This window comes from Pseudomonas mosselii (genome assembly GCF_005796105.1).
Classification (GTDB): domain Bacteria; phylum Pseudomonadota; class Gammaproteobacteria; order Pseudomonadales; family Pseudomonadaceae; genus Aquipseudomonas; species Aquipseudomonas mosselii_C.
On sequence record NZ_VAUO01000010.1, the window covers coordinates 48,009 to 62,462 of the forward strand.

Here is a 14,454-nt window from a genome sequence, read left to right on the forward strand (position 1 = left end):
ACTCCTTTTTGACTACAACGAACGGGTGCCGGTGCCCAAGGCACTGGCGTCGGCGAGCGAAGGTCGAGTTGCAGCAGACACCGAGACCATGTTGAGGACCGTGGCCGAGGTGTAACAGATCGCATCCAGGGCCGCTTGGCCCAGCAACGAGAACCCTTCGGTACTGACCACTACGCGTTTGAGGCGCAATGGCTTACACACTTCTGGCAGGCATGGCACGATGTTCAACGCCACCGCCTCACCGCTTTGCCCAATCGAAGGCCGAATCGCCAACGCCAGGTGGCCCAGGCCATACACGAAGGTGGCCATCACGCCAATGTCGTCGCGGTTTTCCGGCATCTTGTGCGCGGTCAACACGAACACCCCGTCGAGCACTACGCCCAGGCAGGTGTAGAGCCACAGAACGCGGCCGGCACCCTCGGCGGTGGCACATCCAGGTGCGCCGCTGGCGAAGATCCAGGGGCAACTGCACAACTGCGCAGCCGTCTCCAGGATCAACGCGGCATAGGCGACGATCTCTGGTGGCCCGGATTCCGGCGGCAGGGCGTCACCCAGGGCCGTTAGGCTGCCGTAGAAGAAGTAGGCAACCGAACCCAAGGTTCCGGTCACCAGTGCCAGGTCGCGCGGTAGGCAACCGCTCCATGCCTGCTCGGCCTGCACGCTTTGCTTGGCGTGTTGCCGGCTAGCCGGCTTGAGCCCGCTTGCGCTGAGCAGCACATCGGCGGTGAACGCCGCCTTGAAGCGTGACACGCTGGCCTGGTCCGGGAACGGTGCGGCGTTCTGCATTACCTTGAACAGAATCGTGCCGGGTACCGCCAGCACCAGCGCCATCAAGTCCAGCGTGGTCAGGTCCGAGCCGTTGGTGATAAACCGGTACAGATCACTGACGAAGGGAATGTTCCACTTCGCATTCATCAGTTGCTTGAGCCCGGCGATCAGTGTCGCGACGGTTTTCAGCAGCGCATCGATCACCGCCTGCACACCGGACAGCACCGCCTGCAGCACCCCTTCGACCACGCTCATCAAGGCCGCCAGCAGCTTGCGGAAGATCTCGTCCGGCGCTGAGCCCAGGTCTTGCAGATAGGCCAGCGCCTGGGCGAAGGCCTGGGACGACTCGGTGAAGTCGGCCAGTTGCGTCAGCTCGTCCATGAACTGGCGCAACGGCCCGTCGGCAGCGCTCAGCAACGCCGTGGCAGCCATGCTCGAATGCGCCGCCGAGGCATTGTTGACCAGGCCGTTGTAGACGATGTTGTTGGCCACCGCCTTGGAGGTGTCCGGGTCGTCCGGAGTGTTGGATCGTTCGTAGCCGCCCAGGCTATAGTCACCGGCGATAGTGTTGCGCGCTTCGGCGAACCATTGCTGCAACTGGTGCTGCAAGGTGTCGATACCTGCGTCGATGATGCGCTGGATGCCGCCGGTGGCGCCGATCAGGAAGTCGAAACCGCTGTTGACGATATGCGCGATGGCGTCGTGGGTTCGCAGCATGTCGCCCCAGTTGAAGAGAAATGCCAGCCACTCATAGAGTTGCTGGAAGAACACCTTCACCGCCGAGAACACGGCCTCGACCAGGTCGAACGCCTTTTCCACGGTGTCCACCAGGGTTTCGAACAGGTAGGTTACGCCGTCGACGATGAAATGAAATGCCGCCCGTATGCCCGCGCTGACAGTGGTCACCACATAATCGACGACCTCGATGAGGCCTTGCGCGACCCCGGCGATGAAGTCGCCGATGTCGGTCAGCCAACTGAACCAACCGGCGGACAGTGAACTGCTGCTCAACGCCATCAGCAGCCCGGAAGCCGCGTCGGCGGACAGGTCGCTGAACTGCACCTGGCCATTGCGCACACTCAGGTGCCAGTGCTGCTCGGGTACTTGCGTCAGTTCGAGCGAGCGCACGCCAACATCGCCGCCGCGGCGCATTGAAACACCTGCACGAGGTCGGCGCGGGTCGGTATAAGGCGTCGCCGTAGCCCCCTTGAAGTAGGCCGGGCTGGCCAGGCTCATGCTGCGGTTGACCGCTTCGGCCACCGCATCGGCGGTCGCCTGTGTGCGGTACTGATCGCGCAGCAACGGCGCACCGCTGGCCAGCTTGGCCTCCAGCAGTTCGTTCCCATGGGTGACGCTGAGCCGGTCCTGCACTTCGGCATCCTGACGGACTTCGATACGCTCGCCAGGCGACATCAGTGAGGGGACCGCCAGCAGGATCGCCGGAGCGGCCAAAGCACTGACCTGCTGCGCGATCGACAGCACCCCGGCACTGTTGGTTAGCAGGCGCACGGGGCGGCGCGGCGTGGCGTAGTAGACGCCGCCATTGATGGCCAGCCGTGACGGCTCCTCTGTCCAGACCTCTACGGGGGTCCCAGCCAGCGGCGTCCCTACCTCGCTGAACAGCGTGACGTCGGTGCTGTAGGAGGCAAAGTCCTCGATACTGCCCTGCGCCTGTACCTGCAGCGCAGCGATGTTCCAGTTGCCGCTGAGGCTTTCACGGGTGAGTTGGGTCACCGTGTTCTGTTGCGCCTGGATGGCAAACACCGCCAGGCCATTGTCCTGCACGGCCGCCTGGAAGGCCTGCACACCGCGATAGACCGGCGTCGGTTGCCCCCAGCCGGTCGCCGACGGGGCATTCTGGCTGGCGTGGTAAAGCGTATTGTCGACACCGAGTAACAGCATATCCAGTGCTGGCCGCGAGGGCAGCACGGCCACCTGCTTGAACGAGGACGCAGTGGTCAACTGCGCCCAACTGTAAGGCCGGTTGCCACCTCCGACCAGGCTATAGGCATTGCCGTCGTCAAGAATGGCCAGTACCTGGGTGTTACCGAGCTGATCGGTAGCCGCCGCTACATCGAGGCTGCGGAAGTTGGCGGCGATGGCTGGACGGTTTAGCTCATGGGTACTGAGGGTGTACTCAAGAATCACCGTGTCGAAAACCGTGAAGGCCACATTGCTGACGCTGTTGCCGGTCCATACCGCATTGAGTGTCTGCAACTGCAGGGTCGTGCCGTTGAGTGACGTGGGTGCGCGGCTGTCCCAGACGCCCCAACTGAAGTTGTAAAGCGTGCCGATGAGACCCTTTGCCTCGACCAGCACACCGATGTACAGCTTGCCGGCGACACGGGTTGTGGTGATGCGCGCAATGCGCACGGCGTTGGAGGGCAAGGGCACATCGATCATCTTCACCGACGACCAGCGAGTGGGCGAAGCCGGCTGTTCGACGCAGTACAGCAGGTTGGTGCCTTGGGCAGCAAACAGCGCGATGTCGCCGCTCGGCGTCAGGCCGCTGGCGATCACTTCACCGGTGAGGCCGGTGAGGGTCGCGCTGTTGGCCGTGGCGCTCTGCGGATCAGGGTAAATGTTCCACACCTGGGTATCGCTGCCGCTGGTGAACAGTTCCACATCACCGCGCGCATTGCTGATAGCAGACGCCGAGCTGCCGCCATGCACGGCGCTGGCGACGCGGTAGTTCTGCATGAAGCGCGATTCAGGCACGACAGTGACGGATTTTCGGGCGAGCGGATGCGACGACGCTAATCTTTCCATGATTTGCTCCGGGGAGGGTTGATCCATCGATGGACAGATTAGGGGCGTTTCGCGCTGGCGCTACGTTTATTTTGGAATACCCAACCTAGCGATTTGCTATCAGCTGGCAGGTGGCCATGCTTCGTGCCGCGACGGCTGTCGTAAGTGGGCTACAGACCAGGCTGGTGATGAGCATCAGTAGGCCGGTGGCACACCGCATGCGCCGTGGGATTTTCCAGACGCGCGGCTTTGGGCGGGCGATGGCTTGGATCAGCACCAGCGTCACACCGACGGACAACGGCAGGTTGCCCAGTGGGTATCCGGGCTTTACAAGGTTTTGGTATCGGCGATAGCCGGGCATGCCTCTGCGCATCGATCGGCACGGTGTCTAAGCTGGCCTGACTTGAAGGGGATCTCCGATACTCACGTAGTATCTTTCTCAAAGGCCAGCTTTTCCCGTAGCGTCCGTTGTAAAGCCTCTCGTCCAGTTCTAGTCTCCCCCCTGTTCGCCATACCCTCGCACTGCCAAGTGCCCAGCCATCGGGCAAAAGGGCGACACAAGGACCGTGTGGTCAGGCTGGGTGTCAGGTGTTGTTGGGTGTGGCGGGCTCCCATTTTCAAGCGGTCAGGCGTGTTCTGGCCGGTCCGGTATCGTTCTGGCAGTGACTGGCCAAACGCTACCCATATGCAGCCAGGCAAACAGCCTGAGACGTCTTCCTGCGGCATCGGCAGCTCCCCTAAGGCTGGAATCACTCTGCCTCCGCAAGACACCATGGAATCAACAGGTTGCGCTGCTTCTGGCCATCGCTGGCGTGCATCGAGCATGCGGCACGCCTATTGCGTCGAAACCCCGCGCTTGGCGTCACCGGCTTTATCGTGCTCTGATGGCACCATTGACCCCCGAGGAATGCGCGCATGACCGAAGCCCGTCACTTCCCCAAGCAGCCATCTCCCGTTGGCACGGTACTGCTCACTTCCTACGACCATTTCGCCCACGAGAACATCATCGCCCATGCCCAGGCCGATCAGGCGCTGCTGCATGGCGGGCAGATCGCCGCGTCGGTCGATGATGCCCGGCATCACCTGCATACCTTGACCCTGCTGCTCTGCGACGCCCCTGAAGAGCCGTTGCTCAGTGCCAGCGCGGCGCAGAAAGGCTCGGTGCTCGGCTTGGTCGCGTTGGGTTACCTCATCACCCACAGTGGCTTCGCTGATAAGGCGCGAGAGATCGTGATCAAGGGGCAGGGGGTGATGCTGCTCAATATTACCGGTGACGCTGAGGCGCTGATGGCACACCCGCAGTTGTTCGAAACCTGGGATGACTATGCGGTGTACCTCAGGCCGCTGCTGGCCAGCGGTGACTTCACCCATGAGCGGCCCTCCAGCTTTTCGTAAGCCGCCTCAACGCTGCACGCCCGGTGTTTGCAGGCGTTGGGTTTCCTCTTCCAGATAACCGAGCAGCGCCTGCACTTCGGTTTGCCCCAGGCGCATGTTCGGCATTGCCAGTTGGTTGTACTGCTGGTAGAGCAGCGTCGCCAATGGGTCTTGCTCGGCCAGCATCTTGTCGGGTTCTTTCAGCCAACGGATCAGCCAGGCCGGTTCGCGCTGGCGGGTCACGCCCAGCAGGTCCGGGCCGATGCCGTGGGGGGCGCCGGGCGTTGCATCGCCTAGCGTGTGGCAGGACGAGCAGCGGGTGCGGAACAGCTGCTCGCCGATGCTCGGCGGGCGGATCACAGGGGCTTCGCTACTGGCGCTGGCGGCGGGCTGTTTCCAGTTGTGCAGACTGTTGGCCAGGCGGTCGGCGAGGATGTACGGGCTCTCGAATGGCGAGGCCTTCATCCAGCGACCGGTGGCCTGGTTGCCCATGATCAGGCTGAGGTTGTGATCCTTGCTGCGGCCGTTGTCCAGGCCGTCGATGTACAGGCCCAGGCTGCGGCGCAACTGTTCGATGTCGGCAGCTGCGCCGGTAAGCAAGGTCCAGCCGGGGGCGATGGCGAACTTCTGTGCATAGCGTTTGAGGGTGGCCGGGGTGTCGTTGTACGGGTCGATGCTGATCGAATAGATGAAGATGTCCTTGCCCACGCGGTCGCCCAGCAACTTTTGCACCTGGCGCAAGCGGGCGGTCTCCACGGGGCACGAGTCGCCACAGCCGGTGAAGATGAAATTGATGGCCACCACCTTGTCCTTGATCAGGTCGTCGAAAAAGCGCACCTGCTGCCCGTCCTGGGTGAGTAGGGTGAAGTTGGGGAAGTAGTCGGCGCCCCATGGGGTTGCGGACTCGGGGGGCGCGCTCGACGGCGGCGGCAGGCTCAGGGCCAGCAGCAGCGGGAGCAGCACGCGCCAGGTGCCAGGCATGGTTTGATCCTCCGAACAGGGTGTAGGGCGCTGAGCAAGCCGTGCAGATTCTTGCTTGCTCAGCGTCGTGACCTTACTTCAGCGTCATCGACACGCTCAGACTTTGCCCCAGTGCCGAGCGCACGCTGGCCGTGGCGGGCAGCACTGGGCTTGCGCCCTCGGTGGTTACCGACAGTTTCCAACGCGCGCCTGTGCCACTCGGGCTGAGAGTGGCCAGGCCCAGGTCCAGAGGGCCGCTGGTGGTGCTGCTGGTCACCTGGATGCTATTGCCTGCCGCCACCGTGGTAGTACCGGCCAGTTCCCACGTCCAGCGGTTATTGCTGCGCTTGGTCAGCGTGGCGCTACTTACCTGGAGGGTGTCCATCGCCAGGGCGGGCGAGACGGCGACGCTCACGCTGGCTGGCGCGTTCGAGGCCAGGCCGCGCGCGTCGAGCGCCGCGTAGGTGAAACGGGCCGTGAATGCCAGGGCGACACTGGCCGGTGGCGTGTAGGTAAGCTGTGTGCCGTTGCTGCTCACGCTGCCCTGGCCGGCGTCGGGCTGAGTCAGGTTGCTGATGCTCAGCGGCAAGTCGCCATCTGCATCGGTGTCGTTGGCCAGCACATTCAGCACCAGTGGCTTGCCAGCGGTGGTCGCGCCGCTGTCGTTCACCGCCAGCGGGGGCTTGTTGGCGGTGCTGTCGTCTTGGGCGGCGCTGCGCAAGGTCGGCAACGCCGCCGAGTTGACATACTGCACGCCGTCCCAGCCCGGTAACGGAGTGGGCATCAACTGGAACTGTCCGGGGTGCTCGATATCCCAGCGCAGCAGCATGGAGCTGTCTTCATGCTGGGTGTTGTGGCAGTGCTCCATGTAAGTACCGGCGAACTCACGGAAACGAATGGCCATTTCCACATCTTGTGAGGATTCGGCCTCCGGGCCAATGCGGTAAACGTCCTTGCGCGCCCATTTTTCCCATTCTGGCGGTGCCTTGCCGTCGCGGCTGAGTACCACTCCTTCCTCGAAGTGCACGTGTACCGGGTGGCTCCAGCCATTGCCGCCGTTCTTGACTTTCCAGACTTCCAGCGTGCCGTCGCCGCTAAAGCCGCCGTCGGTTGCTTCCTGGGCGAGTTGCGCGGCGGCGGTGAGGCGGCGTGGGTCCATGCTGTAGCCAAAGCCACCGTCGGTCTTGATGGTCCAGGGTTGCTCGTCGGTACCGTCAGAGCGTCCGAAGATGAACTCGCGATGGCGTGCGGCGGCGATCTTAACCTGATCCGTGGCGCTGTCGCGATTGATCGGCAGTGGGATCATCACCCGACCTGCGGCCTTACCGGGTTTGGCCGGTTCGTACTGCGACGGGTCCATGCTCAGGTCCGTGCCGCTGTAAGGCTGTACCAGCAGTTGCATGAACTTGCCCACCACAGGGTCGCCGCCGTCCCATTCCGGCCCTTTGCTGGTTTGCTTGATCACCGCCTTGTACTTCTCCGACAAGACATCGGCCAGGGCGATGGCGCGGTTCGGACCTTTGCCAGTCTGGTGCTCCATCAGGTTGACCAGGTAGAGCTTGTCCCCGACGCTGATGCCGTTCCTGGCGAAGTTGACGATAAGGTCGTAGCGCTCGGCGATACCTTGCAGGGGCAGGATGCCGTTGTGGTCTTGCAGGTCGCCATCGCCGTTGAGGTCCAGCGTGCCGTCGAACGGCACGGCATGTTCCATGAGGTTGCCGTCGTTGGCGATCATGTGGAACGGTACGCGGTTGTAAGACACGTTCGAGCCGGACGGCCCTTTGAATTCGCCACTGTTGCCTGCCACTTCGCGCACCAGGGCAATCTTGTAGTAGCGCGACACCGAACCATTGAGGATACGCAAACGGTAGCTACGCGCACGCACCTTCAGGCGCGGTTGGTACTGCCAGTTGACCAGCGTCTGATCGCCCAGAAAACCATCGGTGTTGAAGGGGTTGAACCACAGTTGGCCATTGGCGTCCCAGGCCTTGTCGGCGATCACCAGGTTGACGTCGTAGTCGCGGTTGCCCCATGGCATCGCCGTGCCGCTGGGCAAACGCAGGTTCACGCCGTCTTGCAGGGCCTCGTTGCCTCGGTCCAGGGCGCTGTAGTAGTTCATCATCACCGCGTTGCCCTTGTAGACGTTCTGCGCGGTGAAATCGAGCATGTGATCGTGGAACCAGTGGGTACTCATGGTTTCGCGCCAATCGCCACGAATCTTGATGCTGCCGTTCTCGCAGGTTTTCAGGCCTGGGTTGGCGTCATTGACGAACAGCGTCTCGCCAGGCGAGCACGGGAACGCGGCGCGCGGATCCTGGGCGCGGGTGTTGAGGGTGTCGTAGCCTGCCAACTGGATCGGCCAGCGGTAGTCGTAGTACTGCCCTGGGAAAAAGTAGGCGTTGGCAAAACCGTCGCTTTCGGCCGGGGAATGACCGTTGTGCTCATGCGTGCTGATGGTGTGCAAGCCAAAGCCATTGTTGGCCGACGGGTCGATGGGCAGGGCATTGTAGTGACGCATCAGTATCGGTTGGCCATAGCGCACCATCAGCAGCTTGGGCGGGAAGGTGCCATCGAAGGTCCACAGCGCCTTGTGGTTTTGCAGCGGCATCTTGGGGTGGAAGCGGGTGTCGATACCTTTGGTGGTGCCCAGGGTGGTGGGGATGTCGGAGGTCTGGTAGTACAGGCCCCCAGGGCCGAACTCGCCCTTGGCGTAGTTGTGTAGTTGCTTACGGTCACGCAGGCCCTGGTTGATGCGCGCCCCGGCCTGGGCAGTCTTGAACGTCGCCTGCGGGTAGAACTCATTCCAGCGCTGGTGCGACCAACCTTTGCCTGGAGGACGGCCCTCGGCAGGCGAGCCGACCGAGTTGCGATTGAGGAACAGCTCGATCTGCGCCTTCCACGGGTTGCGGTCGAGCACGTTGGCATACTGCGACGGCAACGGGGTCAGCCCCGGCTGTCTGAGGAAAGCTTCCAGGGCGTTGCCGTTGGGGCTGCTGCGCGCCACGTCGTTTGGGTCCTGGGCAGGCGCCGGGCCGAGCACGGGGGGAGGGAAGGCCAGCTCGCCGGGTGGGGTGGCGGGGTCGAGTTTCTCCGGGCCGAACTCTTCGAACAGCAGCAGTTGCTGGGTGAACGGCTCGGCGCCGAACAGCGGGCTGGGCTTGCCGTTGGTGGGGTACTGGCGCGAGGTCTGTTGCAGCGGTGGTAGCACGTTGTCGATCTCTACCGTGGCGCGGCTGCCGTATACACCGTTGCTCAATTCCAGCGCGCCTTCGTTGGCCTCGGGCAAGCTTTTAAGGGCCTCCAGCGCCGCCGCCTGGCCGATAGCATCAGATGGTGGGTCGCTGAAAGCCGACGGGTCGGTGGGCGCTGGCGGGGTGACATCGTCGAGCGAACTGGCCTGTACGCCGGCCAGCCCTAGACCGAACAACAGCCCGCCGAGCGAAGCCAACCTGAACATGTGCCTGGATGAAACCGCGGGTCTTTTCATTACCGTATGCCCCGTATTGAGCGGCCTGGCCGCTGTGGCCAGCGTGCCGGTGGCGTATGCCTCGTCACACAGCAGGGGAGCAACGGCTGTGCCAAAGGCCAGTGGGCGAAAAGTCGCTTGTTTCAAGATGTTGCAAGGGTGGGTGATTTCCTCGACCCCGCATACTTGGGTCAGCACACCCAATGCTGGGTGGGGAATCGCTCCCCAGGCAAGTGACTGTGAGGTGCCCTGAGCCTGTTGTGTCGTGTTGCCGCGACAGTTTCAGGCTTGCGGCGCTCCACCGTTCTTGGCACCCTTGGCCTGCGATTGGGTCGGTCAACAAGGAACCCTCACGGTGAGCTGGGAAAAGGTCGGTAAAGTACTGGTAGGCCTGCTGGTGATGATGGCGTGCGCCGCCGCGCTCCACGCGGTCCTGCGCAAGGACGACACCCTCGTGGCGCGCTTGACGTACTCCCATTTGACCTACCCAGGCCAGTTCAACGAGCGCATCAGTCAGGCCAACGAGTTGCTCAAGTACGAGCGATTGCAGGCGCGCATCAGCGATATCGGTGGCAGCGCGCTGGGCCATGTGCAGCTCGACAAGCTGGTCGAACTGGCCCAGGCGCCTTACCTGCAGTTGTTCGCGCGGCCGTTCGAGGCCGGATTGGTGGATCACCGTACCGGGCTACTGATCGAGCTGACCAACCATCGCCAGGCCCCGGTCACGGCAATGCAGGTGCGCCTGCCGGCCAAGGGGCTGGTGCAGATCCGCAATGAGTCCGGCGATGACAGATTGATTCAGGCACCGACCGCTACCCTGGAGATTGCGGCCATCGAGCCAGGTGGGACGAGCACAATCTGGGTGTATTTCGATGCTGACTACTCGCAGATCCGCCAAGGCGGCATCACCATTCGTCATGCTGACGGCAGCGCCGATATCGAGGTCTACCGCGAGGTGGTGGGGGTGCCGGCCTGGGCCGCGCGCTACAGCCGGCCGCTGATCGGGTTGCTGGTGCTGCTGGGGTTGGCGGTGCTGGTGCTGGGTTATCGCAGCCTGATGCCGCGACCCGCGCCGGTGCGCTAACGCTTGCCAGCGGCGCTAGCAGATGAGACAAGGGCTCCTGCAACGGAACTGCCCTTTCTGCATGGAACCCAACAATGCCCTATACCCTGGCCCCAGGTCTGCAAGCCTACCTTGATTTAAGCGCCACCTTCGATACTGACGACGACAGCCTGCAAGGCCGTCGCGATGCGTTTCTGGCTCTGTGCCGCGCCTGTACCCCTGCTTTGGCACCGGACTGGCAGAGCACCGACCTGACCCTCGACCACCTGCGTCTGCGCCGCTATCAACCTGCCGATCCCGCCCCCGAAGGCGGCTGGCCAACGCTGCTTTACGTGCACGGTGGCGGCTGGGATCTGGGTGAACTGGACACCCATGACTGGTTTGTTCACGGCCTGGCCCGTCATGTGCGCATGGCCATTGTCGCAGTCGCCTATCGGCTGGCACCGGAATATCACTACCCCGCGCCGTTGGAAGATGTGCGCACGGTATGGGCGGCGCTGAACCAGGGGCTACTTGGCCCTGACCTGAGCACTGAGCGCCTTGCGGTCGTTGGCGACAGTGCTGGCGGCAACCTGGCTGCCGGCCTGTGCATGGCCCTGCGCCGCGACGCTCAGCGCCAACCCTTGGGCCAGGCGCTGTTGTACCCGGTGCTCAGCTCACGCACCGATCTGCCGTCGATGCACGAGCACCCCAGCGTGCCGATGATGAGCATCGACGGGTTCGAGCAGTGCCTGGCTGGCTATCTTCCTCCCGGCTGCGAGCGCCGTGACCCCTGCGCGATGCCGCTGGAAGCCGACGATTTCAGCGGGCTGGCCCCGGCTTTCATCGCCATGGCCGAGATCGATCCGCTGCGCGACCAGGGGGTGGCCTACCACGCGGCACTCAAGGAGGCGGGCAGCGAGAGCCAACTGCTGGTGGTCGAGGGGCTGGTGCATGGTGGCTTGCGCGCCTTCGGCGTGCCGGTGGTCGAGGACCTCTACGCGCGTCTGGCGGCGTGGCTCACGGCGCGGATCTGAAAGGCGCTACTTGTTGTTGAGGCACTGCGATTGCACCACATAGCGTACGGTGCGCAAGGTGCCTTGGCTGTCCTCGAACGTCATCAGTCGAGGCACTACCGTGCAGGTGCGTGGGTCGGCGGACTGGCGCACCAACTGGGCGACGTCCAGCGGCATGCCGTAGCGGTAGTCGACGATCTGCGGCACGGGTTTGTCGCGCTTGGCGGCATAGGCCGCCACGGCCTGCTGGTGTTCTTCGAGTAGCTGCGTGCTGCGCGCATCGTCAAAACCTGCGGATTGGGCGGAAAAAGACAGCGCCAGCAGCGTGGCGCTCAAGCTCAGACGTAGCATGTGGACCTCCGAATACTCATGGATGACGGAGGCCACCCTAGCCAGGCGCGACCAACAAGGGCATGACGCCGGGGTTACAGATCTGCAAGGCGATCAAGCCATCGCGTGGGCCATGCACTGCCCGCACACAGGTTTCCTCAGACACACCAAGGCCCAGGGCGTGCGGGAACGTGCGCACCGATCCGTCTGCATGACGCGATTGTAATCGGGCGATCACCTTGGTGTTATCCGCCAACGGCGAGCATCGACCACGGCCCCAAGCAGGCCAGGTCAGCGACGCCATAGCGGCGCGGCCCTTTACAAGAACAACTGCCGCAACGTATCGAAGGAGCACCGGATGAGACACACGCCAACACTTTCCCTGGCCGCCCTGGTGGCGCTGGCCAGCCCTGTCACGTGGGCCGAGGACGCGCAGCAGGAGGGCTTCATCGAGGGCAGCCGCCTGAACGTGCTCAACCGCAACTTCTACTTCAACCGCGATCACCGCGATGGGCCCGCGCCCAGCTTCAATAGCAACAAGGCTGCCGACAATGGCTACTCCGAAGCCTGGGCCCACGCCATCATCGCGCGCTGGGAGTCTGGCTACACACCGGGCACCGTGGGCGTGGGGGTAGATGCTTTTGCCATGCTTGGGCTCAAGCTCGATACTGGCGGTGGACGCAACGGCGGGCGTAGTTCGTTCGACGTGATGCCGGTCGGCCGCGATGGCCAGGCCCGCGACGAATACAGCAAGGTCGGCGGCGCGGCGAAGGTGCGCCTGTTCGATACCGTGGTGCGTGTGGGCGATGTGTTCCCAGCCACCCCTGTGGTAGCAGCCGGTGACTCGCGCCTGCTGCCGGAAAGCTTTCGCGGTGTGACCGTGGAAAACACCAGCTTGACCGGCTTGACCTTGCAGGCCGGGCGCCTGCATGCGATGAGCCAGCCGGTGTCGAGTAACCTGCGCGACAACTTCGTGACGTTCTACGGCGGCGCGGTCGATTCGCCGTGGGTCGCTTATGGCGGCGGCGACTACGCCGTGAGCGAGCATGTCAGCGTCAGCCTGTTCGGCAGCCGCCTGAAGGATGTGTGGAACCAGTACTACCTCGGCACCAGCGTTACCTGGCCGCTCAGCGACGAGTTGGCACTGATCGGTGGTTTCAACTTCTACAACGCCCGCGACGAAGGCCGCCAGCGCCTGGGCCAGTTCGACAACGACATCTGGAGTGCCAAGCTAGGCGTGCGCTATGGCGCGCACACTGTAGCGTTGACCCACCAACGCAACAATGGCGACGACGACTTCGACTACCTGCGCCAGTCCGACTCGATCTTCCTCGACAACTCCATCCAGTACAGCGACTTCAACTCGCCCAAAGAGCGCTCGTGGATGTTGCGCTACGACCTGAACATGGCTGCCTACGGCGTGCCGGGGTTGTCGTTCATGACCCGCTACGGTCGCGGCAGCGACGCCGACTACAGCCACGCCAACGCTTTCTATATGCGCCGCGACAGCAATGGTGACCCGCTCACCGAGCAAAAGCGCTGGGAGCGGGACATCGAGGTCAAGTACGTGGTGCAGACTGGCGCTGCCAAGGATTTGTCGCTGCGTGTGCGCCAGGCCACGACACGGGCTACCGCATTCGAGTCGGACCTGGATGAAGTTCGGGTGATTGTCGAGTACCCGCTGTCGATCCTCTGATCGCTCTTATTCACCTTGAGAAGCTCTGTGCTCCTTTGGTTACAGGTGGATACTTTGGCGCCTCGATGAGGCGCTTTTTTTGTGTGGGGCGTCAGTCGCCGCTGTTGCAGAAAACCATTACCGCTATCGGATTTCAGCCCACCCGCAACCAGATCGCCGAAGCATCGTCACTCATCTTGAAGCGTGGGTAGCGTAGGCAGGCGGCATCGTCCTGCTCGATGCCGCGCAGGGTGTGCGCCAGGTCGGCCAGGCCGTGGCTGTGCAGGCGCGTGATGAACCCGTCAGGGTCACAGGCCTGGTAGGTGTCGAATAGCGCGGCGAAACCATCGCTCATCAGCAACACGTCATCGCCGCGCGCTGCCGGGACGCGGGTGTAGCAGGTGCCGTCGCGCGACAGCTGTGGATCTACCCCGAGTACCGCGCGTGGGCGTTCACGTGCGGTGCGGCGGTCAGCCAGTACGGCGGCGCTGCGCACGCCATGCGCGCCGGTGCCAGGGCCGAGCGACGCCGCTTCGGCGCGTTCCGCCTCGCGGTCAGGTTCGGGGGTGAGGAACGCGATGCCTTGGGCGCTGCGGTGCAGCACCACGCAGTCTGCCAGGTGCGCGCAGACCAGTTCGTCGTCTTCCAGCGCCACCGCCGCAAACGCGGCGCGTGGCAACTCCCACAGCGCCAATGGCTCGCGCTGGCGGTCGCGTTGGTAGTCGCATGCCAAGCGCTCGAACACGCTTTCGCAAATACCCTGCAAGGGGCCGGCTGCTTCAGCGAAGGCGCGCTGGGCCGCACTGGCCAGCCAGGCCGCACCGCCGCGCGTCCCGAGCAGGCCTGGTTCGCCCAGGTCGGTGGCGCCGTCGATGACCCACGCATGGCGTTCGGCACACCCGATACGGTCGTCATTGGGCACATCGGGTTTGCCGGCCAGGCTTAGGCTCTGGATCAGGTCGAAATGCATGTCGCTCTCCATATCGTGGGGCTGGAGTCCAGCATGAAGCGTTGACCTTGAACGCTGGCGCGGCGTGCGTCAAATCCGCGTCGCGTTCAGGCCGCTGATCGCTGC

At 63.5% G+C, this 14,454-nt stretch carries 9 protein-coding genes; 4 read left to right on the plus strand and 5 right to left on the minus strand.

Features of this window, described 5'->3' with window-relative positions:
* Positions 1 to 12 precede the first annotated feature (12 nt).
* On the minus strand, positions 13 to 3,537 hold the full coding sequence (locus FEM01_RS19020) for a hypothetical protein (protein WP_138221019.1): 3,525 nt from the start codon (positions 3,535 to 3,537) through the stop codon (positions 13 to 15).
* Between the two features lie 894 nt (positions 3,538 to 4,431).
* Between FEM01_RS19020 and FEM01_RS19025 the strand changes: the two genes are divergently transcribed.
* Positions 4,432 to 4,911 (plus strand): hypothetical protein, encoded by a 480-nt coding sequence (locus FEM01_RS19025; RefSeq protein WP_138221020.1) that lies wholly within the window; start codon positions 4,432 to 4,434, stop codon positions 4,909 to 4,911.
* A gap of 6 nt (positions 4,912 to 4,917) precedes the next feature.
* On the opposite strand, the gene FEM01_RS19030 is transcribed toward FEM01_RS19025, so the two are convergent.
* Together FEM01_RS19030 and FEM01_RS19035 are read right to left on the minus strand one after the other, a co-directional pair.
* On the minus strand, positions 4,918 to 5,871 hold the full coding sequence (locus FEM01_RS19030) for an SCO family protein (protein WP_138221021.1): 954 nt from the start codon (positions 5,869 to 5,871) through the stop codon (positions 4,918 to 4,920).
* Positions 5,872 to 5,944: 73 nt separating this feature from the next.
* Positions 5,945 to 9,337: an Ig-like domain-containing protein gene (locus FEM01_RS19035; protein ID WP_138221022.1), complete on the minus strand. Its 3,393-nt coding sequence runs from the start codon at positions 9,335 to 9,337 to the stop codon at positions 5,945 to 5,947.
* Positions 9,338 to 9,671: 334 nt separating this feature from the next.
* On the opposite strand from FEM01_RS19035, the gene FEM01_RS19040 reads away from it, so the two are divergent.
* Both FEM01_RS19040 and FEM01_RS19045 read left to right on the plus strand, forming a co-directional pair.
* Positions 9,672 to 10,400, plus strand: a complete 729-nt coding sequence (locus tag FEM01_RS19040; RefSeq protein ID WP_138221023.1) for a hypothetical protein — start codon at positions 9,672 to 9,674, stop codon at positions 10,398 to 10,400.
* 74 nt (positions 10,401 to 10,474) lie between these two features.
* Complete coding sequence (locus tag FEM01_RS19045; protein WP_138221024.1) at positions 10,475 to 11,395, plus strand: alpha/beta hydrolase; 921 nt, start codon at positions 10,475 to 10,477, stop codon at positions 11,393 to 11,395.
* Between the two features lie 6 nt (positions 11,396 to 11,401).
* On the opposite strand, the gene FEM01_RS19050 is transcribed toward FEM01_RS19045, so the two are convergent.
* Positions 11,402 to 11,725 (minus strand): DUF2790 domain-containing protein, encoded by a 324-nt coding sequence (locus FEM01_RS19050; protein ID WP_138221025.1) that lies wholly within the window; start codon positions 11,723 to 11,725, stop codon positions 11,402 to 11,404.
* Between the two features lie 337 nt (positions 11,726 to 12,062).
* Between FEM01_RS19050 and FEM01_RS19055 the strand changes: the two genes are divergently transcribed.
* Positions 12,063 to 13,400, plus strand: a complete 1,338-nt coding sequence (locus tag FEM01_RS19055) for an OprD family porin (protein WP_138221026.1) — start codon at positions 12,063 to 12,065, stop codon at positions 13,398 to 13,400.
* 133 nt (positions 13,401 to 13,533) lie between these two features.
* On the opposite strand, the gene FEM01_RS19060 is transcribed toward FEM01_RS19055, so the two are convergent.
* Complete coding sequence (locus tag FEM01_RS19060) at positions 13,534 to 14,349, minus strand: protein phosphatase 2C domain-containing protein (RefSeq protein ID WP_138221027.1); 816 nt, start codon at positions 14,347 to 14,349, stop codon at positions 13,534 to 13,536.
* Positions 14,350 to 14,454 lie beyond the last annotated feature (105 nt).